The sequence below is a fragment of the Streptomyces rishiriensis genome (assembly GCF_030815485.1).
Taxonomy (GTDB): domain Bacteria; phylum Actinomycetota; class Actinomycetes; order Streptomycetales; family Streptomycetaceae; genus Streptomyces; species Streptomyces rishiriensis_A.
In genome coordinates this window covers 5,859,135-5,881,576 of sequence record NZ_JAUSWV010000002.1, presented here as the reverse complement: position 1 = coordinate 5,881,576, position 22,442 = coordinate 5,859,135, and the positions used below count along the sequence as shown (strand labels likewise).

13 protein-coding genes are annotated in these 22,442 nt (G+C 71.6%); 7 read left to right on the top strand and 6 right to left on the bottom strand.

The features are described from left to right. The first annotated feature begins 206 nt into the window (after positions 1–206). Positions 207–1,871, top strand: coding sequence for a M4 family metallopeptidase (locus QF030_RS28790; RefSeq protein ID WP_307165496.1), 1,665 nt, complete (start codon positions 207–209; stop codon positions 1,869–1,871). Positions 1,872–1,943: 72 nt separating this feature from the next. Further along, complete coding sequence (locus tag QF030_RS28785) at positions 1,944–2,462, top strand: DUF1990 domain-containing protein (protein WP_307165495.1); 519 nt, start codon at positions 1,944–1,946, stop codon at positions 2,460–2,462. 26 nt (positions 2,463–2,488) lie between these two features. Here the strand turns inward: QF030_RS28785 and QF030_RS28780 are convergent, their stop codons facing one another. From QF030_RS28780 to QF030_RS28760, 5 genes are all read right to left on the bottom strand, one after another. Next, complete coding sequence (locus QF030_RS28780; protein ID WP_307165494.1) at positions 2,489–3,676, bottom strand: hypothetical protein; 1,188 nt, start codon at positions 3,674–3,676, stop codon at positions 2,489–2,491. Between the two features lie 337 nt (positions 3,677–4,013). Then, positions 4,014–5,294 (bottom strand): vWA domain-containing protein, encoded by a 1,281-nt coding sequence (locus QF030_RS28775; RefSeq protein WP_307165493.1) that lies wholly within the window; start codon positions 5,292–5,294, stop codon positions 4,014–4,016. Further along, the gene (locus QF030_RS28770; RefSeq protein WP_307165492.1) at positions 5,291–6,604 is read right to left on the bottom strand and encodes an AAA family ATPase; all 1,314 of its coding nucleotides are present in this window, start codon (positions 6,602–6,604) and stop codon (positions 5,291–5,293) included. The genes QF030_RS28775 and QF030_RS28770 overlap by 4 nt, the downstream gene beginning before the upstream one ends. Positions 6,605–6,678: 74 nt before the next feature. Continuing rightward, positions 6,679–8,139 (bottom strand): hypothetical protein, encoded by a 1,461-nt coding sequence (locus QF030_RS28765; protein ID WP_307165491.1) that lies wholly within the window; start codon positions 8,137–8,139, stop codon positions 6,679–6,681. Between the two features lie 253 nt (positions 8,140–8,392). Beyond that, entirely contained in the window at positions 8,393–11,017 is a 2,625-nt protein-coding gene (locus QF030_RS28760) for a glycosyltransferase family 1 protein (RefSeq protein WP_307165490.1), read from the bottom strand. A gap of 278 nt (positions 11,018–11,295) precedes the next feature. Between QF030_RS28760 and QF030_RS40645 the strand changes: the two genes are divergently transcribed. The 5 genes from QF030_RS40645 to glgB all read left to right on the top strand — a co-directional run bounded on the left by QF030_RS40645 (position 11,296) and on the right by glgB (position 19,854). Beyond that, the gene (locus QF030_RS40645) at positions 11,296–11,685 is read left to right on the top strand and encodes a S8 family serine peptidase (protein WP_373428821.1); all 390 of its coding nucleotides are present in this window, start codon (positions 11,296–11,298) and stop codon (positions 11,683–11,685) included. 191 nt (positions 11,686–11,876) lie between these two features. After that, on the top strand, positions 11,877–14,069 hold the full coding sequence (locus tag QF030_RS28750; RefSeq protein ID WP_307165489.1) for an alpha-1,4-glucan--maltose-1-phosphate maltosyltransferase: 2,193 nt from the start codon (positions 11,877–11,879) through the stop codon (positions 14,067–14,069). Then, positions 14,066–15,784 carry a maltose alpha-D-glucosyltransferase gene (treS, locus tag QF030_RS28745; protein WP_307165488.1) on the top strand — a complete coding sequence of 573 codons (1,719 nt, stop codon included), beginning with the start codon at positions 14,066–14,068 and terminating at the stop codon, positions 15,782–15,784. Before QF030_RS28750 ends, treS begins: the two co-directional genes overlap by 4 nt. A 91-nt stretch (positions 15,785–15,875) precedes the next feature. Then, complete coding sequence (locus QF030_RS28740; protein WP_307165487.1) at positions 15,876–17,255, top strand: maltokinase N-terminal cap-like domain-containing protein; 1,380 nt, start codon at positions 15,876–15,878, stop codon at positions 17,253–17,255. 313 nt (positions 17,256–17,568) lie between these two features. Then, a complete protein-coding gene (gene glgB, locus QF030_RS28735; protein WP_307167728.1) occupies positions 17,569–19,854 on the top strand; it encodes a 1,4-alpha-glucan branching enzyme in 2,286 nt (761 codons plus the stop codon). 163 nt (positions 19,855–20,017) lie between these two features. Here the strand turns inward: glgB and QF030_RS28730 are convergent, their stop codons facing one another. Next, a complete protein-coding gene (locus QF030_RS28730; RefSeq protein WP_307165486.1) occupies positions 20,018–22,300 on the bottom strand; it encodes a HelD family protein in 2,283 nt (760 codons plus the stop codon). Positions 22,301–22,442: the final 142 nt, after the last annotated feature.

Here is a 22,442-nt window from a genome sequence, read left to right as displayed (position 1 = left end):
AGGCCCTGTTGGCCTTTTACCCAGGTCAAGTCCGTTTACATTCCCGCAATGTTCACCCGACAGTTGATTTTCAGCCAACATCACTTCGGGGTCCTGACATGTACGCGCCTTGATGCCAGTCTTCCTGTCACCCGCCGCACAACTTCACAGCAGCCACGGACAGCCACCCCACGCCGCCCGGGCACCCCCACATCCAAGGAGCTTGTGTGACCTCCCTCTACGCGCGTCACAAGCGCACCTCTCTGGCCATCGCCACCGCCGTCGCGGCCGGAGCCCTGGTCACCACCGGCCTGACCGCCGGTACGGCAGCCGCCCAGACTCCGGCGGACGCCACCAGTACGACGCCGCTCGCCGTGCCCACCGCGCTGGCCCCGGCCGCCCGCACCGCCCTGATCCAGGACAAGCAGGCCGACGCGCCCGAGACGGCGCAGGAGATAGGCCTGGGCGTCAAGGAGAAGCTGGTCGTGCGCGACGTCGTCAAGGACGCGGACGGCACGGTCCACACGCGCTACGAGCGGACCTACGCGGGTCTGCCGGTCCTCGGCGGCGACCTGGTCGTCCACGAGTCGGCCGCGGGCGCGAGCAAGGGCGTCACCAAGGCGACGAACACCACCATCAAGGTCGCCTCGCTCACCCCCGTCGTCACCGCCGCCAAGGCCGAGAAGCAGGCCCTGACGCTCGCCAAGGACGCCGGCTCCGCCAGCACCGAGGCCAGCGACGCGCCCCGCAAGGTGATCTGGGCCGGCAACGGCAGCAAGCCGGTCCTCGCCTACGAGACGGTCGTCGGCGGTCTCCAGGACGACGGCACCCCGAACGAGCTGCACGTCATCACCGACGCGGCCACCGGCAAGAAGCTGTACGAGTACCAGGGCATCGAGACCGGCACCGGCAAGAGCCTCTACTCGGGCACGGTGACCCTCGGCACGACCCTCTCGGGCTCGACGTACCAGCTGACCGACGGCACCCGCGGCGGCCACAAGACGTACAACAAGGCGCACGCCACCACTTCCTCGGCGGGCACCCTGTTCACCGACGCGGACGACACGTGGGGCACCGGCGCAGCCTCCAGCTCGACCACGGACCAGACGGCCGCCGTCGACGCCGCCTACGGCGCGCAGGCGACGTGGGACTTCTACAAGTCGACGTTCGGCCGCAGCGGCATCAAGAACAACGGCGTCGCCGCGTACTCCCGCGTCCACTACGGCAACGCGTACGTGAACGCCTTCTGGGACGACAGCTGCTTCTGCATGACCTACGGCGACGGCTCGGGCAACACCCACCCGCTGACCTCCCTGGACGTGGCCGGCCACGAGATGACCCACGGCGTCACCTCCAACACGGCGGGTCTGAACTACTCGGGCGAGTCCGGCGGCCTCAACGAGGCGACCTCCGACATCTTCGGCACCGCCGTCGAGTTCTACGCGGCGAACTCCTCCGACGTCGGCGACTACCTCATCGGCGAGAAGATCAACATCAACGGCGACGGCACACCGCTGCGCTACATGGACCAGCCGAGCAAGGACGGCGGCTCGGCCAACTACTGGTCGTCCTCGCTGAAGAACCTGGACGTGCACTACTCGTCCGGCCCGGCGAACCACTTCTTCTTCCTGCTGAGCGAGGGCAGCGGCAGCCGGACCATCAACGGGGTGAGCTACAACTCCCCGACGTACAACAGCTCCACCCTCACCGGCATCGGACGCGCCAAGGCCGTCCAGATCTGGTACAAGGCGCTGACGACCTACATGACCTCGACGACCACCTACTCGGGCGCCCGCACGGCGACCCTGAGCGCGGCGTCGGCGCTGTACGGCTCGACCAGCACCGAGTACAAGGCGGTCGCGGCCGCCTGGACGGCCGTCAACGTCGCCTGACGACCGAGCGTTCGAGCTGAGGCGGTACCCGGGACGAAGGCATCCCCGGGTACCGCCTTACTCTTGGCTCCCATGTCTTCGAAGGACTTCACGTACGACGATGTCGGCGCGACCCGCGACCGCCCCGGCCACTGCCCCGCGGGCTTCCACTCCCTCCACGTCCGCACCCGCCTCGGTGAGGGTCACGACGTCTTCCGCCGGGCCGCCGAAGCGGTCCTGACCTGGGAGATGCACCGCACCCTGGGGGTGGGCATGGACACCACCGCGGACCGGGCCGCCCCCGGCGTCGACGTCACCGTCACCCTGGCCGGCCTCATCAAAGCCCCCTGCCGGGTGGTCTGGACGGTGGACGAACACCGGCGGGCCGGCTGGGCGTACGGCACCCTCCCCGGCCACCCCGAATGCGGCGAGGAGGCCTTCGTCGTCGACCGCACCGGAGACGGCACGGTCTGGCTGACGGTCTCCGCCTTCAGCCGGGGTGCCAAGTGGTACGCGAGGGCCGCCGGCCCGGCGACCCGCGGCCTGCAGCAGGCGTACGCACGGCGGTGCGGGGTGGTGCTGCGCGAACTGTCCGAGGGCGACAAGTCGTGACGTCCCTGACGAGTGGGTGACGTCCCTCAGGTACGGGACACCACTCCGCACCCCTCCTCGACGACATGGGCGATGTCCTGGCTGCGGTCGTACGGGTCCGTCGTCGGGCCGGTCGCAGGCGCACCCGTCGGCTGCTCGGCCGCCGCCGTCGAGAACTGGGGATGCAGGTAACCGTCGTAGACGTCGCAGGCGGAGTTGCCGATCTCCTGGTCGTACCGGGTGACGGTGATCTTCCCCGGGGTGACGATCCACTTGTCGGGATCGAAGAGCTCGACGTCGACGACCCGACGCACGATGGTGCGCTGCACCTCGGTCGGGGCGTCCTCGTCGACGCGCACCAGCGGGTAGACGAAGGTGTAGTCGGCGTGCACGACGACGGAGGCACTCTCGCCCGCCTCGAACGTCATCCGTCCCCGCGTCTTGACCACGTCACCGGCCAGGCGCAGTTCGGCGGGGTCGAAGCGGCTGAACATCAGCAGCGGATCGTGCTCCTCGTCCGGCTTGCTGAGCGAGGTGTTCAGCAGGTCCAGCATTTCCTTCTGCCGTGGCTCGAGCACGGAGAGCGCCGTTTCGGGACGTCCGCCGCGCAGGGTCGCCGGATCGAGGTTCGCGTCGATCAGCAGCTTCCTGGTCTGCTGAAGCGCCTGTTCCACCTGGGCCTTGGACAGCGATCCGATCCGGGTCGCCTTCGGCGGCACGATGCCGGCCGCGCCGTCGGCCCACTGCAGCGCCGGGGAGCCCGCGAACGGCCGCTCGATCGTGGGGAGCGCGACGCCCGCCGCGCCGGGCGCGGCGGTCGGGGCAGCGGTCTCCGCCGGCAGCGGCGAGGCGGCCGCGGCGGATGAGGGCACGCCGGTACGGAACGGGTTCCCCGGCAGCAGCGAGGGCCGCATCGCCACGACGCCCAGAGCGATCGCGACGGGCACCCCGAGGAACGCCCACAGCCGCCGCCTGCGCCGAGACGCCCGCTCGTGCGTCTGCTGAAGATCCGCGACGGTACGCCACCGCGTGGGCGTCGCTCCGCGCGCCTCCTGCCGCCGCAGCCGATCCGTGACCTCGCGGGCCCGCGCGGACGGCTCCTTCGGCGCGGAGTCAGGTATCGCGCGTTCGCTTTCCCGGACGAACTCCGCCCATTCCTGGTCGGATATGGAGCTGCCGTTCCCCTCCCCCTTTTCCGAACCGGATCTGTGCTCTTCAGACGGTCTGTCGGACACGTGCCGTCGGCCTCTCTGTGTGTCGATCACCGGGCGGCACAGCCTATGTCAGCCCTGCTCAGGGGCGGCGAGAGGTGTGGTCTCGACCGGATCACCGGGCTGCCACTCCTCGGAACTCCACTCCGGCGTGGGCGCCGGACGAGGCGGCGCGGGCGGCGGATCCGAGCCACGGTGGGGATTCTGCGGCGACGGAACCCGAGCTGCCCGACCCGCTCCCCATCGAACCGGAACCGCTCGACCCGCCGGAGCCGTTGCCCCCATCCGTCGACGAGTCCTTCGTCGCCCGCGGGGCCGCGGTCCTCGACGGCGAGGGCGTGGCGACGCGGTCACCGCGCCCTCAGCACCCTGCCCCCACCGATCCGATCTCCACCACGCGGGCCCAGGCGGGCGGGGTGTCCGGTACGTAGTCGGGGTTGTTCTCGTCGTGCCTGCTCCGGCCCCGGGGAAACAGGCCCACCACCGTCCGGCAGGCCGGGCGGGCTTCCGGCCAGGGGGTCTGGCCATCGGTGAGGATCACCACCGCGTCGGGCCGGGGTGTCGTCCGCAGCGCCTTGGCGAAGCCGGCGCGCAGGTCCGTTCCGCCGCCGCCCAGCAGGGGGATCCCCTCGCCTCGGCACAGCGAGTGCACGAACCCGGCCGAAGCGTCGCACGGCACCACGGTGACCAGGTCCCGACGGCCGCCCACGGCACGGGAGATCGCGGCGACCTCGAGCAGGGCACTGCCCAGTTCCGCGTCGCTGACCGACCCGGAGGTGTCGATGACGACGCAGACCCGGGGCGGTCTGCGGCGCAGGCTCGGCAGGACGACCCCGGGCAGACCGGCCGAGCGGCGCGCCGGGCGGCCGTAGGTGTAGTCCTCGCCCGCGCCCGGCCCGGAGGCCGCCGAGCGGACGGCCGCGCCCAGCAACTCCCGCCACGGCTGCGGCGGATGGAACGCCTCCTCCGCCCAGCGCTTCCACTTCTGCGGAGCGGAGCCCGGCCTGCCGTTGATGCCCTGCGCCACCCGGAACCGGACCGCGTCCCGCTCCTCCTTGCTGAGCCCGTGCGCGCCGTCGGGACCCAGCTCCCACTCCCGGCCGAGTCCGTCGGCGCCGCTGCCGCAGTCCAGCCAGGAAAGACCGTCCGTGTGCGCCCCCAGCCGGAACCGGCTCAGGTACTCCTCCATCAGCTTGCCATCGGGCAGTCCCAACGACGCGGGTCTGACCGCGCTTTCGGGACGGACCAGCCCGTCGCCGTACGCGTCGTCGTTGATCTCGCAGTCGGCGGCGATGTTCATCCGCAGCCGCTCCCCCGGCCCGGTCAGCCCGTGCTGCCGGGCGTACCGGTCACTGCGCCCGTGATGGTCGCGCAGCAGATGCGACACCTCGTGCACCCATACGGCGGCCAGCTCCTCCAGCGGCATCCCGTCCACGAACGCGGGCGAGACGTAGCACCGCCAGTACCGGTCCACGGCCATCGTCGGTACCTGCCGAGACACCACGACGTGCAGGGCGAACAGCGCCGTGGCCAGATAGGGCCGGGCCCGGGCGGCGTGCAGCCGGGCGGCGAGGAGCTTGTCGAGGTCCAGCCCCGGACCCGGCTCCGGGTCGGACGTCTCGGCCGTCGAGTGCGCGGTCACCGGCCGGCCCTCGCCGCCGCCTCGGCGAGCCGTGCCGCCGTCCGCTCCGCCGCCTGGTCCGCCCGCCGGGACAGTCCGACGGCGCCCGCGAGGCTCTCGATCGAGGCGGGGACGTCCCAGTCCTCCTGCCGAAGGGTCGCGAGAGTGGTCGCGGGGACCACCACCAGGTCCGGGGCCCCGGTCTCCACCGCCTTGACCAGCAGCTCCCACGCCGCGTCCCAACGGGACCGCTCCGGCCGGGCGCGCACCGCCGCCACCACACCGTCCAGAACGGCCTGGCGCAGGTCGCCCCGCTCGGGCAGTTCGGCGCCCGCCGGGTCGGCGAGCAGCGTCTCCGGGTCCGGAAGGTCCAGCCGGTCCAGGCTCGCGAGCAGCTCCAGCCCCGGACCGTCCCCGACCGTGCCCCTGACCAGCTGGGACAGCACGTCCCGGGAGGAGCCGGCCGCGGTGGCGAAGGCGATCAGAGTCAGCGTCATGTCCCAGCTGCGCGGGGACGGCCAGGGACCGCCCCGGCGCGTCTCCCCGCTGGGCAGCCGGTGCACGAGCGTGGGCCTGGCGGCCAGCAGCCCGCACACCGCGCGCCGGGCGAAGTCCACGGCCTCCGGCAGCCGCTCCGGGTCGAGCCGGGGCATGGTGGCCCGGGGCCAGGTCCCGCCGAGTCCGCGGACGACGACCTCGTGGTCGTGGACCCACTGGAGGTGCACGAACCGGTTGGCCAGCGGCGGGCTCAGCTCCCAGCCGTCGGCCGCCGAGCCCCGCGGGTTGGCGGCGGCCACGATCCGTACCCCCCGCGGCAGTTGCAGCGACCCGATCCGGCGCTCGAGCACCAGGCGCAGCAACGCGGCCTGCACGGCGGGCGGCGCGGTGGACAACTCGTCGAGGAACAGCAGCCCCTTCCCGGCCCGTACCAGCCGTACCGCCCAGTCCGGCGGGGCCATCGGAACCCCCTGCTCGGCGGGATCGTCCCCGACGACGGGCAGCCCCGAGAAGTCGGACGGCTCGTGCACGCTCGCGATGACGGTGGTCAGCGGCAGGTCGAGTGAAGCGGCGAGCTGGGTGAGGGCGGCGGTCTTGCCGATGCCCGGTTCACCCCAGAGCAGCACGGGCAGATCGGCGGCCACGGCCAGGGTGAGGGCCTCGAGCTGGTCGTCGGGCCGGGGTTCGGTGGTCGAGTGCCGAAGAAGCGTCAACAGGTCGCCGGCGACGTCCAGTTGCGCTGTCTCGGTGCCGGCTGCGGAGCCGGGTGCGGATTCGGGTGCGAAGGGGTCGGCGGGTGTGTCGACGAGGGTGAGCGGGGCGCATGTGGGCATGGGTGATCACCTTTGGGGTTCGGGGGTTGGCGGGGCTGGGCGTTGCCGGGGCGTGGCTGTGGGGTGCGCGGGGTTCAGCGCGCGGCGAAGGTGTGGCGGGGGTGTGACCGGTGGGCGGTGGTACGGGCCGGCCCGGGAAGGACGCGGCCGGGCCCGGGCCCCGCCAGTCCGGCCCGGAACAGCCCGTAGGTGATGCGCCGCCGCGCGGCCGCCTGCAACTCGTCCCGCAACGCACCCTCGCGCAGGATCGCGTCGGGGCCGAGCAGCTCCTCGACGACGGCCAGCGCACCGGTGACGTCTCCATGGACGAGTCGGTCGCGCACCCCGGTCAGGCAGTCCGGACGCCGGTGAGCGTCATCGATGGCCTGCAGGCAGGGCAGCGGAGTACCGGTCAGCGCGACCAGCAACTCCTCCCGCCGCACCTCGTCCGGTCCGTGGTCGAGCGCGGCCAGCACCCCGTCGACCAGCCCGATCCGATGCTGCTCCCCCCGGCACTCCACGAGATGCGGCTGCCCGCCGCCCCGCTTCCCGGCGACGTCCCCGGACGAGGACGCAGCCGGGGACAAGGACGGGGCCGAGGACGGGCCGGGGGGCGGCGCCGGATCCGGCAGGAGCGCCGAGGCGACGAGCGGATGCAGCAGGCCGACGTCGATCGCGCCGGAGCGGATCAACTCGAGGTCGGGCGCGACCCAGGTGGCGGCGTCGGGAAGCACCGGCAGCACGGTCCCGCCACCGGCGCGGGTGGACACGGCGGTGATCCACGACGCGGACGGCTCGCCGCCGACGCCGGGTTGGAGTCCGAGCCCGAGAACCAGGCGATGCCGTCCTCCGAGCCGCACAAGAACTGTTCCCTCGGAGCCGGTCGCCCCGTCGGCGCGGAGCAGGATCGCGGCCTCGTCCGCCCACCGGTCGGCGGCACAGCGACGCCCGTCGGGCACGGGAAGTCCGTCTCCGAGCAGGGTGTCACCCACCCCGTCGCCGGCCCGGGTCCGCAGCTCGTCCGCGCGACGCGCGTCCCAGAGGTGACGGTGCAGGTCGAACCGGAACCGCCGACTGGGACGAGGATGCGGATGCGGATGCGCACGATCGCCGGAGGACCCGTCCCACAGCCCGAGGCTGAACCGCTGGCCGGCGTCCGCCCAGGCGGGCGGTGTCCGCACCACCAGGTGCACCGGCCACCGGGTGTCGTCCCGCCCGGCGACGCCGACATCGACGTCGTACCGAGCCAGGGAGACGGTCAGCCCCGGTCGCAGCAGCCCGTCGGGAGCGACCCTGGGCATATGCCATCGCAGCAGGTCAGGCGCCAGATGACGGAGATCGGCCCGGAGCCGGGAAACGAACTCGCGACCGTACGCACGCGCGACGGCACGAAGGTCGAGATCGACGTCGATACCCGCGGCGGCACAGGCCCCCGCCCAGTCCCCGGCACTGCGGCGGACGGTCGCGGTCTCGATCATGGAGGCCGGCACGGCGAACTCGCGCACGCGCAGCCAGAAGGAAAGTCGGGAATCCTCGTTCGCGATCCGAGTGAGCATCAGCACTCACCTTGCGCGGACGAGTCCCCCGATCTGTCTACAGAAGAAGTAGTCATCGCGGGGGAGCATAGCCCGCACCCCGCGATCCGCCTACCGGTTATCCCCCGCCCCATCGCGTCAGCCCCGCCCGCCGTCCGGGAACCGCGGCAACGGCCGACGAGCGCGTCGGCGTCCCTCGCCCGGAACCGACGACGGCACCGAGGCGCCGACGTCATCACGTCGGCGCCTCGGGCGGGCGGTCGGCGGCGGGCGGTTACCGCAGGATGACTCCCGCCCCCTCCACCGCCTCCTCGGACGGAACCTCCACCAGGCCCAACTCCGCGCCCGAGGCGAGGAGGCGGTGGGCGGGGAGGATGCGGACCGTGTAGCCGTAGGGGCCCGTGCGGTCCAGGGACAGGGGGCCCTCGTACAGCCAGCGGCCCTCCAGGTCGGGGCCGCCGGCCGGCTTCAGGGGGACCTTCGTCGCGTCCGTGATGCGGTCCTCCTCGTCGACCCGGCCCGAGACGGCCTGCACCTCGACGTCGTCGGGGGTGAGGTCGCCGAGGCCGACGCGGACCCGCAGCGCGAGGGTCGTGCCGAGTTCGGCGGTGGTGGTGGCCACCGACGTCTCGACATGGTCCACCTGCACGGCGTGCCAGGCCGAGCGCACCCGCTGTTTCCAGACGGCGAGTTCGCGCGCGGTGTCGGGCGTCATCGTCCGGTGGGCGTGGGCGGCCGGCGTGTAGAGCCGCTCGACGTACTCACGGACCATGCGTCCCGCCAGCACCTTCGGACCGAGCAGGGTGAGGGTCTGGCGGACCATCTCGATCCAGCGGTCGGGCAGGCCCGCCTGCCCGCGTTCGTAGAAGCGGGGGGTGATGCGCTGTTCGAGGAGGTCGTAGAGGGCCGCCGCCTCGATGTCGTCGCGGTGGTCGGGGTCGGTGCCGATGCCGTCCGCGGTGGGGATCGACCAGCCGAAGTCGGGCTGGAACCACTCGTCCCACCAGCCGTCCAGCACGGAGAGGTTGAGACAGCCGTTGAGCGCCGCCTTCATGCCGGACGTGCCGCAGGCCTCCAGGGGGCGCAGTGGGTTGTTCAGCCAGATGTCGCAGCCGGGGTAGAGCTTCTGCGCCATCGCCATGCCGTAGTCGGGCAGGAAGACGAGGCGGTGCCGCACGCGCGGGTCGTCGGCGAACCGGACCAGTTCCTGGACCAGGCGTTTGCCGCCGTCGTCCGCCGGATGCGCCTTGCCCGCGACGACGATCTGGATCGGCCGTTCCGCGTGCAGGAGGAGATCCATCAGACGGTCTCGGTCCCTCAGCATCAGGGTCAGACGTTTGTACGAGGGGACGCGGCGCGCGAAGCCGATGGTGAGGACGTCCGGGTCCAGGACGCCGTCGATCCAGCCGAGTTCGGCGGTGCCCGCGCCCCGTTGGCGCCAGGAGGCGCGCAGCCGCTCCCGCACCTCCACCACCAGTTGCTCGCGCAGTTCGCGGCGCAGCTCCCAGATGTCCTGGTCGGCGATGTCGGCGACGGCGTCCCAGCGGTCGGAGCCGCCGACGCTCAGGGCGTCCTCGGCGCGTCCGGAGCCGAACTGGCGGGCGCCGAGCCGCAGCACCTCCGGGGCCACCCAGGTCGGAGCGTGCACACCGTTGGTGACGGAGGTGATCGGCACCTCGTCCGGGTCGAAGCCGGGCCACAGGCCGGAGAACATCTCCCTGCTCACCTGGCCGTGCAGCAGCGACACGCCGTTCGCACGCTGCGCCAGCCGCAAACCCATCACGGCCATGTTGAAGAGGTTCGGCTCACCGCCGGGGTAGGTCTCCATGCCCAGCCGCAGGATGCGGTCGACGTCCATGCGCGGGAGTTCGGCCTGGGGGCCGAAGTGGCGGGCCACCAGCTCACGGTCGAAGCGGTCGATGCCGGCCGGGACGGGGGTGTGGGTGGTGAAGACCGTGCCGGCGCGGACCGCCTCGAGTCCGGCGTCGAACTCCACCCCTTCGTCGCAGAGTTCGGCGATCCGTTCCAGGCCGAGGAAGCCGGCGTGGCCCTCGTTGGTGTGGAAGACCTCGGGCGGGGGGTGGCCGGTCAGCCGGCAGTACGTGCGTACCGCCCGGACACCTCCTATGCCCAGCAGCATCTCCTGGAGGAGCCGGTGCTCGCTGCCGCCGCCGTAGAGCCGGTCGGTCACCCCGCGTTCGCCGAGGTCGTTCTCCTCGACGTCCGAGTCGAGCATGAGGAGCGGGACCCGGCCGACCTGGGCCAGCCAGACCCGGGCGTGCAGCTGTTTGCCCGCGGGGAGGGCGAGCGAGACCTGCGCGGGGGTGCCGTCGTCCTCCTTCAGAAGGGTCAACGGCAGCTCGTTGGGGTCGAGGACCGGATAGTGCTCCTGCTGCCAGCCGTCCCGGGAGAGCGTCTGACGGAAGTATCCGTGCCGGTAGAGCAGCCCCACGCCGATCAGCGGGACGCCCAGGTCGCTGGCCGCCTTCAGATGGTCGCCGGCCAGGATGCCGAGGCCACCGGAGTACTGGGGCAGGGCGGCCGCGACGCCGAACTCGGGTGAGAAGTAGGCGACGGCGGCGGGCAGCCCGGCGGTACCCGGCTGCGCCTGGTACCAGCGGTCGCCGGTCAGGTAGTCGTGCAGGTCGTCGGCGGCGGCACTCAGCCTGCGCAGGAACCGGCGGTCCCCGGCGAGCTCGGTCAGGCGTGCCGGGCGCACGCCGCCTAGGAGTCGCACCGGGTCGCCGTCCGAGACGGCCCAGCGCTCGGGGTCGACGGACTGGAAGAGGTCGCGGGTCTCCGCGTGCCAGGACCAGCGCAGGTTGCGGGCCAGATCGCTGAGTGGCCGCAGGGGTTCGGGGAGGAGGGGTCGGACGGTGAATCGACGGATCGCCTTCACATTCCACCTCGGCGTGCGTGAGGAAGAGACGCACGGCGGTGTGCGTCCACGTCGTCTACGAAGGTACCGGCGCCGACCCGGGGCCCGCTGATGGCTGGCCGCCCGCGGCCCCACGCTTTTCGGCCCGACCCGCGACAACGGGCCGAAACCTGTTCCGTCCCGGTAGGCCACCTTGTGGCCCTTCGCCCCGCACGAGAGGCTGCCCAGTGGCGTACCCGGTGAAGTCGGACAAGTCGGCGGAGCCGTCGTACGCCGAGTCGAGGAGGGGAACTCGAACCATGGCACGGACGCGAACACGGCGTCTGCGCCGGGTGGGGGGCCTGACCGCGGTCGTCACGAGCGTGGTCCTTTCGGCCGGCACCCTGCCCGCGCACGCCGCACCGGAGGGGAAGACAGTCGGCGCCGGTCTGCCCGGTTCCGTCGGCGGAAGCCATCTGCCGATCATCTCCGCGTCGTACACGAGCGACACCGGCCGGGTGACCCGCTCCGGTACGTCCATGGCGGCGCCGCACGCGGCGGGCGCGGCCGCGCTCCATCTCGCCGACCACTCGAACACCACGCCCGCTCAGATCGCGCGGGCGCTCGTCACGGGGGCGGCGAACGGCAAGGTTTCCGGCCGGAAAACCGGTGCGCCGAACAAACTGCTCCAGGTCCCACCGTCCACCTGACGGAGTTCCGAGGCCGGCTCCGTTCCCCTCGAACGGGGCCGGTTTTGTGCACCAACAACGGCACGAGGAGTTAACAACGTGCCGGATTGCTCACCCGAATAGGGTGGAAGGCTCCTCCGGTACTCCTTCGCAGGACCCCCTCCCCACCACATCCATCCGCCTACCCCCCGTTGATGCGGACAGGAGCGGTCATGCCAGCAAGGCACCACCCGTCATCACCCCCGACGCCTCGCACCAAGAACAACAAGAACAGCAAGAACGGCAAGAGCACCGGCAGCGCCGACGTCCCCGACGGCCGCGACGGCCCGGAAAAGGAAGCGCCCGTGCCGGTGCTCACGCCCGCACCCGGTCCGCCGGCCCCGGAGCGATCCTCCTCGGGCGGCGACGCGACCGTCGTCGGGCGCATACCCGTCCTGGACGTCCGCCCGCTCGTCCAGCAGGGTCGCCGGCCCGCCAAGGCGGTCACGGGTGAGACGTTCCAGGTCTCGGCGACCGTGTTCCGGGAAGGACACGACGCCGTCGCCGCCAACGTCGTCCTGCGGGATCCGGACGGCAACCCGGGCCCCTGGACACCGATGCGTGAACTCGTCCCGGGCACCGACCGCTGGGGCGCGGACGTCACACCGGACGCCACGGGCCGCTGGACGTACGCCGTGGAGGCCTGGAGCGACCCGGTCGCCACCTGGCGCCACCACGCCCGCATCAAGATCCCCGCCGGGATGGACACCGAGCTGGTCCTGGAAGAGGGCGCGCGACTGTACGGACGCGCCGCCGCAGGAGTGCCGGAGGGCCCCGAACGCGCCGTGGTGCTGACGGCGGCCGAAGCACTGCGCGACGAGACCCGCCCGGCCTTCGCCCGGCTGGCGGCGGCGCTGACGCCGCAGGTCGACGCCGTGCTCGGCCGGTATCCGCTGCGGGAGCTGGTCACCGCGTCGGAGCCGCTGCCGCTGCTGGTGGAGCGCGAACGCGCCCTGTACGGCGCCTGGTACGAGTTCTTCCCCCGCTCCGAGGGCACCCCCGAGCGCCCGCACGGCACCTTCCGCACCGCCGCGCGCAGGCTCCCCGCCATCGCCGCGATGGGCTTCGACGTCGTCTACCTCCCGCCCGTCCACCCCATCGGCACGACGTTCCGCAAGGGCCGCAACAACACCCTCGATCCCGGCCCGGACGATGTCGGCGTGCCCTGGGCGATCGGCTCACCGGAGGGCGGCCACGACGCCGTCCACCCGGAGCTGGGGACCATCGAGGACTTCGCCTGGTTCGTGGAGCGGGCGGGCGAGCTCGGTCTGGAGATCGCCCTCGACTTCGCCCTGCAGTGCTCCCCCGACCACCCCTGGGTGCAGAAACACCCCGAGTGGTTCCATCACCGGCCCGACGGGACCATCGCCTACGCCGAGAACCCGCCGAAGAAGTACCAGGACATCTACCCGATCGCCTTCGACGCCGACCTGGACGGTCTCGTCGCCGAGACCGTGCGGGTCCTGCGGCACTGGATGTCGTACGGGGTGCGGATCTTCCGGGTGGACAACCCGCACACCAAGCCGGTCGTGTTCTGGGAACGGGTCATCGCGGACGTCAACCGCACCGACCCCGACGTGATCTTCCTCGCCGAGGCCTTCACCCGCCCCGCGATGATGCACACTCTCGGCCAGATCGGCTTCCAGCAGTCGTACACCTACTTCACCTGGCGCAACACCAAGCAGGAACTGACGGAGTACCTCACCGAACTCTCGGGGGACGCGGCCTCCTACATGCGGCCCAATCTGTTCGCCAACACCCCCGACATCCTGCACGCCTATCTCCAGCAGGGCGGCCGCCCCGCCTTCGAGATCCGCGCCGTCCTGGCCGCGACCCTCTCGCCGACCTGGGGCGTCTACAGCGGCTACGAACTCTGCGAGAACACGGCGCTGAAGGAAGGCGGCGAGGAATACCTCGATTCGGAGAAGTACCAGCTCAAGCCCCGTGACTGGGCGGCGGCCGAACGGGAGGGCCGCAGCATCGCCCCGCTGCTGACCCGGCTCAACGAGATCCGGCGGGCGAACCCGGCCCTGCACCAACTCCGCGATCTGCACTTCCATCCCACCGACAAGGAAGCGGTGATCGCCTACTCGAAGAGGAGCTCGAAGAAGAGCGGTTCGAACACGGTTCTGGTGGTCGTCAACCTCGACCCCCACCACACCCAGGAGGCGACGGTGTCGTTGGACATGCCGCAACTCGGCCTGGACTGGCACGAGTCGGTGCCGGTGCGCGACGAGCTCACCGGCGAGACCTACCACTGGGGCAGGGCCAACTACGTGCGCCTCGAACCGGGCACCCGGCCCGCGCACGTACTCACCGTCCTGCGACCGTCCAACCCGCAGATCGGAGGGTCACCCACATCATGATCGTCAACGAGCCCGTTGCGGACACCTTCGAGGACACACCCGCCAAGGACCGCGACCCCGAGTGGTTCAAACGCGCCGTGTTCTACGAGGTCCTCGTCCGCTCCTTCCAGGACAGCAACGGTGACGGCGTCGGCGACCTCAAAGGCATCACCGCCAAACTCGACTACCTGCAATGGCTGGGAGTCGACTGCCTCTGGCTGCCGCCCTTCTTCAAATCCCCCCTACGGGACGGCGGATACGACGTATCCGACTACACCGCCGTCCTCCCCGAATTCGGTGACCTCGCCGACTTCGTCGAGTTCGTCGACGCCGCCCACCAACGCGGCATGCGCGTCATCATCGACTTCGTGATGAACCACACCAGCGACCAGCACCCGTGGTTCCAGGAATCGAGGAAAGACCCCGACGGACCCTACGGCGACTACTACATGTGGGCCGACGACGACAAACAATACGCCGACGCCCGCATCATCTTCGTCGACACCGAAGTCTCCAACTGGACCTTCGACCCCATCCGCAAGCAGTACTTCTTCCACCGCTTCTTCTCCCACCAGCCGGATCTCAACTACGAGAACCCGGCCGTCCAGGAGGAGATGATCTCCGCGCTGCGGTTCTGGCTGGACCTGGGCATCGACGGCTTCCGCCTCGACGCCGTGCCCTACCTCTACGCCGAGGAGGGCACCAACTGCGAGAACCTGCCGGCCACCCACGAGTTCCTCAAGCGGGTCCGCAAGGAGATCGACGCCCACTACCCGGACACGGTGATCCTCGCCGAGGCCAACCAGTGGCCCGAGGACGTCGTCGACTACTTCGGCGACTACGCCTCCGGCGGCGACGAATGCCACATGGCCTTCCACTTCCCCGTCATGCCCCGCATCTTCATGGCGGTCCGCCGGGAATCCCGCTACCCCGTCTCCGAAATCCTCGCGAAGACCCCCGCGATCCCCTCGCGCTGCCAATGGGGCATCTTCCTGCGCAACCACGACGAGCTCACCCTCGAAATGGTCACCGACGAGGAACGCGACTACATGTACGCGGAATACGCGAAAGACCCGCGCATGCGCGCCAACATCGGCATCCGCCGCCGGCTCGCACCCCTCCTCGACAACGACCGCAACCAGATCGAGCTCTTCACCGCCCTGCTGCTCTCCCTGCCCGGCTCGCCGATCCTCTACTACGGCGACGAGATCGGCATGGGCGACAACATCTGGCTCGGCGACCGCGACGCCGTCCGCACCCCTATGCAGTGGACACCGGACCGCAACGCAGGATTTTCCTCCTGCGACCCCGGACGGCTGGTTCTGCCGACCATCATGGATCCCGTCTACGGGTACCAGGTCACGAACGTGGAGGCGTCGATGTCGTCGCCCTCCTCGCTGCTGCACTGGACCCGGCGCATGATCGAGATCCGCAAGCAGAACCCCGCCTTCGGCCTCGGCACCTACACCGAACTCCAGTCCTCCAACCCGGCGGTCCTCGCCTTCCTGCGCGAGGCTCCCCTGACGAAGGAGGGGGAGGACGACCTGGTGCTGTGCGTGCACAACTTCTCGCGGTTCGCGCAGCCCACGGAACTGGACCTGAGCCGGTTCAAGGGTCGGTACCCGGTGGAGCTGTTCGGCGGCGTCCGTTTCCCGGCGGTCGGCGACCTGCCGTACCTGCTCACCATGGCGGGCCACGGCTTCTACTGGTTCAGGCTGCGCAGGGACGCGTCCTGAAAGCCCGGGCGGGGCGGTTTCCACCGCCCCGCCCGGGGCACGCAACAGTAACGCCCCGACCCCGCCCCCCGGGGAAAGGAATGTGACACCTATGGCGGCGACTGTCACACTTTCCGGCCGGACCGACCCCGGCCTTCTCGCTTCGCTCGACCCCCTGCTGCGGGAGTGGCTGCCCCGGCAGCGCTGGTTCGCCGGCAAGGGCCGTCCGGTCACCGGCTTCTCGCTGGTGGCGGCCACCGAGCTGCTGCCGGCCCACACCAGACTGGGGCTGTACCACCTGCTGGTGCGCGCCCATCAGCCGGCGGGGCCCGGCGACTGCTACCAGCTGCTGATCGGCACCCGCGAGGCCCTGCCGCCCCGGCTGGCGCCCGCGCTGATCGGGCATGTGACCCAGGGTCCGCTGGCCGGGCGGACGGTGTTCGACGCCCTGTACGACACCCGGCCCGCCGAGGTGCTGCTGGAGGCCCTGCGCACCGGGGCCCGGATCGGCGGACTGCGCTGCGAGCGGGACCCAGGTCAGGAGATCCGGTCGGGCCTGGTGCCGCGCCGGCTGACGGGCGAGCAGTCGAACTCGTCCGTCATCTATGGAGATACGTTCATTCTCAAGCTGCTCCGCCGGGTCGTACCGGGCGTCAACCCCGACCTGGAGCTGCCGCTGGCGCTGGCCCGTGAGGGCTGCGCCCGGGTGCCCGCGCCGACCGCCTGGATGTACGGCGACCCGGGTGAGGACGAGGGCGAGCCGTACGTCCTGGCCGTGCTCCAGCCGTATGTGCAGGGCGCGGCGGACGGCTGGGAACTGGCGCTGCGGGAACTGGCCAAGGGCGAGGACTTCGCCACCGAGGCCCGGGCCCTGGGGCGGGCCACCGCCGAGGTGCACGGCGCGCTGGCCCGGGCGTTGCCCACGGCCACCCTGGGACAGGCGCAGATACGTCCGATGGTGGACGGCATGACCGAGCGGCTGGACGCCGCCGCGCAGGCGGTGCCCGCGCTGCGTCCCTACGCGCCGGCGCTGCGCACCGCCTTCACCGCGCTGGCGGACCTCGCGGCCGAGGGCCACACCTGGACCGCCCAGCGCGTCCACGGCGATCTGCACCTCGGTCAGTGCCTGCGCTCCGCCTCCGGGGAGTGGTCGCTGATCGACTTCGAGGGGGAGCCCGCCAGGCCGCTGGCCGAGCGGCGGATGCCCCAGCCGACCGTGCGGGACGTGGCGGGCATGCTGCGCTCCTTCGACTACGCCGCCCACTCGGCGGACCCTCCCTCCCCGGCCTGGGCACACGCCTGCCGGGCGGCCTACTGTTCCGGCTACGCCGAGGTGGCGGGCGTCGACCCGCGCACCGACCCCGTGCTGCTGCGGGCCCATGAGACGGACAAGGCGGTCTACGAGGTCGTCTACGAGGCCCGGCACCGCCCCGACTGGCTCCCCGTACCCCTGTCCGCGATACACCGCCTCGCCGCACCCGACCTGCCTTGAGGAGGCTCCGTACGTGACTCCCCCGAAGAAGAAGGCCACCGCGAAGAAAGCAGTGACCGAGAAGGCGGCGGCCAAGAAGGCGGCGAGCAGGAAGACGACGGGCAGGAAGGCGGCGTCCGAGAACACGGCGGTCGACAACCCGGCGAGCAAGCGGGCCGAGGAGACGCCGGTGGCGGGTACGCCGGAAGCGCCGGTGGCGGGTACGCCGGACGGGGTGGCGGCCGCCGCTACCGCGAAGCCCGAGACGGCAGCGCCCGCCGCAGTGCCGGCGCCGATCGACGGGGTCGCCGCGAACGAGCCGGTGAAGGACCCCATGGACACCGTCCCCGAGGCCGACGCCCTTTCTGAGGCCGACACCGTTCCCGGCCCCGGGGTCCCCGAGGCCGACACCGTTCCCGGCCCCGTCCCCGTCATCGACCCCGCCATCGGGCCCGTCGACCGTGAACGCCTGCTGCACGGCACCCATCACGACCCGCACGCCGTGCTCGGCGCGCACGCGGTGCCCGGCGGGGTCGTCTTCCGGGCGCTGCGCCCGTACGCGCGGTCGGTCACGGTGCTGGCGGGGGACCTGCGCGCAGAACTCCACGACGACGGCGACGGCTTCTTCTCCGGCCTGCTGCCGCTCGGCGAGGTCCCGGTCCACCGGCTCCTCGTCACCTACGAGGACACCGTCCTGGAGACCGAGGACGCCTACCGATTCCTGCCGACGCTCGGCGATCTGGACCTGCACCTGATCGGCGAGGGCCGGCACGAGCAGTTGTGGACGGTGCTCGGTGCGCGTCCGACGACCCACCAGGGTGTGAGCGGCACCGCCTTCTCCGTGTGGGCGCCGAACGCGCGCGGGGTGCGAGTGGCCGGCACCTTCAACTTCTGGGACGGCACGGGGTATCCGATGCGGTCACTGGGCTCGTCCGGGGTCTGGGAGCTGTTCGTGCCCGGCATCGGCGAGGGCGAACTGTACAAGTTCGACATCACCCGCCCCGACGGTTCGCACACCCTGCGCGCCGACCCGCTGGCCAGGCGCACCGAGGTGCCGCCGGCGACCTCGTCGATCGTGCACGCCTCGCACTACGAGTGGGGCGACGAGGAGTGGCTGGCCCGGCGGGCCGAGATACCCGTGCACGAGGCGCCGTTCTCCGTCTACGAAGTCCATCTGGCCTCCTGGCGACCGGGCCTGACGTACCGTCAGCTCGCCGAGCAGCTGCCCGCGTACGTCCGGGCCCTGGGCTTCACCCATGTCGAGCTGATGCCGGTCGCCGAGCACCCCTTCGGCGGCTCGTGGGGCTACCAGGTCACCGGGTTCTACGCCCCCACCGCCCGCCTCGGCACACCCGACGACTTCAAGTACCTGGTGGACGCGCTGCACCGGGCCGGCATCGGCGTCCTGATGGACTGGGTGCCGGCGCACTTCCCGCGCGACGAATGGGCCCTCGCGGAGTTCGACGGGCGTCCGCTGTACGAGCACGAGGACCCGCTGCGGGCCGCGCACCCCGACTGGGGGACGCTGGAGTTCGACTACGGCCGCCGCGAGGTGCGCAACTTCCTGGTGGCCAACGCGGTGTACTGGTGCGAGGAGTTCCACATCGACGGCCTCCGCGTGGACGCCGTCGCCTCGATGCTGTACCTCGACTACTCCCGCGAGGCGGGCCAGTGGACCCCGAACGAGCACGGGGGCCGGGAGAACCTGGACGCGGTGGCGTTCCTCCAGGAGATGAACGCGACGGTCTACCGCCGCAGCCCCGGGGTCGTCACGATCGCGGAGGAGTCCACGGCCTGGGACGGTGTCACCCGGGCCACGCACCATCCGGGTCCGAGCGGCTTCGGCGGGCTCGGCTTCGGGCTGAAGTGGAACATGGGCTGGATGCACGACTCGCTGGAGTACATGAGTCACGAGCCGGTGCACCGCAAGTACCACCACCACGAGATGACCTTCTCGCTGGTGTACGCCTGGAGCGAGAACTACGTGCTGCCCCTCTCCCACGACGAGGTCGTGCACGGCAAGCGCTCGCTGGTGTCGAAGATGCCTGGCGACTGGTGGCAGCAGCGCGCCGCCCTGCGCGCGTATCTGGCGTTCATGTGGGCCCATCCGGGCAAGCAACTGCTCTTCATGGGGCAGGAGTTCGCCCAGGGCGCGGAGTGGTCCGAGGCGCACGGTCCCGACTGGTGGCTGCTGGATCCGGCGTACGGCGCCGAGGCCGACCACCGGGGTGTCCGGGACCTGGTCCGCGACCTGAACACCGTCTACCGCGCGGCCCCGGCGCTCTGGCAGCTGGACACCGACCCCGCCGGTTTCCAGTGGGTGGTGGGGGACGCGGCCGAGGACAACGTCTTCGCCTTCCTGCGTTACGACGCCGAGGGCGTCCCGCTGCTGTCCGTCTCCAACCTCTCCCCACTCGTCCGCCACGACTACCGCCTCGGCGCGCCCGACGACGTCCCGGCCTGGCACGAGGTCCTCAACACCGACGCGGCCGGGTACGGCGGCAGCGGTGTCGCCCATCCCGACCCGGTCAAGCCGGAGCCGCAGGGCCTTCACGGTCGGCCTGCGAGCGTCCGGCTGACGCTGCCGCCGCTGGCGACGGTGTGGCTGCGGCCTGCCTGAACCTTGTCCCGGGTGTCCCGGTCCGCGGTCCGCGATCCGCGATCCGGGTGCGGGCTGCCGGCCGGTGCGGCGGTGTGCGGTGGGGCCTGCCCGCCCGCTCGCCGTCACACCGGCCGTGCACCGCGGTGATCACGACGCCGGCCGGTACGCCTGACGTCCCCGGCTACGCCGGGTGCTCCGCGAGGGCCGCGGCCAGCGCCTTCGGGAGGGTCCTGCTGTGCAGCACGCCCAGCCGCTGCGTCGCCCGGGTCAGCGCCACGTACAGGTCGCTGGTGCCGTACCGCGAAGGCTCCACCACCAGCACGGAGTCGAACTCCAGGCCCTTGGACTGGCGCGGGTCGAGCAGTACGACGCTCCGGGTGAGGTCCGGCTCGGCGCCCGCCGTCACCCCGTCCAGCCGGGCCGCCAGCTTGCGGTGCAGGTCGCGCGGGGCGATGACGGCGAGCCGGCCCTCGGTGGGGGTGAGCTCGCCGACCGCCTCGGCGACCGCGCCGGGCAGGTCGTCGGTGGCGCGGGCCCACGGACGTACGCCGGTCGACCGCACCGAACTCGGCGGCTCGAAGCCGGGTTGTTCCGCGCGGACCACCGCCGCGGCCACCTCCATGATCTCGGCCGGGGTGCGGTAGTTCACGCCGAGCCTGGTGTGCTCCCAGCGGTCCTCGACATACGGCTGGAGGATCCTGTCCCAGGAGCCGACGCCTGCCGCCTCGGCGGTCTGCGCCGGGTCGCCGACCAGGGTCATCGAGCGGGTCGGGCTGCGCCGCATCAGCAGCCGCCAGGCCATCGGCGACAGTTCCTGCGCCTCGTCGACGATGATGTGCCCGAAGGCCCAGGTACGGTCCGCGGCCGCGCGTTCGGCGGCGCTGCGGTGGTCGTCCTCCTCGTGGCGTTCGGCGAAGCGTTCGGCGTCGATGATGTCGTGCGCGGACAGGACCTCCGAGTCCTCCTCGTGCTTGTCCTCGAACTCGTAGGTCCGGGAGGCGTACGAGACGTCCAGGACGCCCTGGGCGTAGGCGACCTGGGTCGCCCGCGCGCGGTCCGCGCGGGCCCGCGCCACCCGGTCGTCCTCGCCGAGCAGCTCGGCCGCCTCGTCGAGCAGTGGTACGTCCGCCACGGTCCACGCCCGGGTCACCGGGCGGCGAAGGGCGGACGCGTCGTCGTCGGAGACGTAGCCCACGGGGTCGGCGAGGAAGTCGGCGACCAGGCGCTGCGGGGTCAGCCGCGGCCACAACTGGTCGATGGCGGCCCAGACCTCGGGGTTCTCGGCGAGCTCGTCGCGGATCTGGGTGATGTCGCTCGGGTCGAGGAGGTTCGAGCCGTCGTAGGGGTCCGTGCCGATGCGTTCGGCGACCATGTCGGTGAGCGTGTTGAGGATGTGGCCCTCGAAGATCTCGCGGGCCGCGTTGTGCGGCAGCCGAGCGGCCCGGGTGCGCTCGCGGGCCACGCTCACCAGACCGTCGTCCAGCATCAGGATCTCGCGGTCGTGCCCGATCGCGATCACCGGATCGGGCAGCGCCTGCCAGTCGCGTACGACGTCGGCGAGGACGTCCGCCATGTCGGCGCGGCCCTTCACGGCCGCCGCCGCGCGGGTTTCGGTCGCCGTCGCCTTCACGCCGGGGAAGAGTTCGCCGACCGTCGCGAGCAGCACACCGGTCTCGCCCAGCGAGGGCAGCACCTCGCCGATGTAGCCGAGGAAGGCGGGGTTGGGGCCGACGATCAGGACGGCCCGCTTGGCGAGCAGCTCCCGGTGTTCGTAGAGGAGGAAGGCGGCGCGGTGCAGGGCGACGGCCGTCTTGCCGGTGCCGGGGCCGCCCTCGACCACCAGGACCCCTCGGTGGGGCGCCCGGATGATCTCGTCCTGCTCGGCCTGGATGGTCTGCACGATGTCGCTCATCCGGCCGGTGCGCGCGGAGTCGATCGCGGCGAGCAGCACGGCGTCGCCGGTCGGGTCCTCGTGGCCGGTGCGGGTGGCGTCGCCGATGTCGAGGATCTCGTCGTGCAGGGCGGTGACCCGGCGGCCCTCGGTGGTGAGGTGCCGACGCCGGCGCAGCCCCATCGGGGTGTGGCCGGTGGCCAGGTAGAAGGGGCGGGCGACGTCGGCACGCCAGTCGATGAGGACCGGCGTGCGCTCGGCGTCCTCGGCGCGCAGGCCGATACGTCCGATGTGGTGGTTGGTACCTGAGGTGAGATCGATGCGGCCGAAGCAGAGGGAGCCGTCCACCGCGTTCAGCGCGGCGAGCAGCCCGGAGCGCTCGGCGACGAGGATGTCCCGCTCGAGCCGGGCCTGCATGGGCGTGTTGCCCTGGGCCAGCGCGTCGGTGACGGCGCCCTCGGTGTCGCCGCGCAGGGCGTCCACGCGCGCGTACAGGCCGTCGATGAATTCCTGCTCGCACTGCAATTCACTATCCGGAAAGTCGGCGTTTGACAATTCCACTCCCGCCCGCATATACTGTGCTCAGTGAGCTTCTTTGCGACTCCATTCAGTGAAGTCGCGAACCATCGAATATACGCAGAGAAATCCCCCGAGCGCAATTGCTCGGGGGATTTCTTTATGCGGCGAAGACCTCCCGCCGGTCAGCTCATCGCCC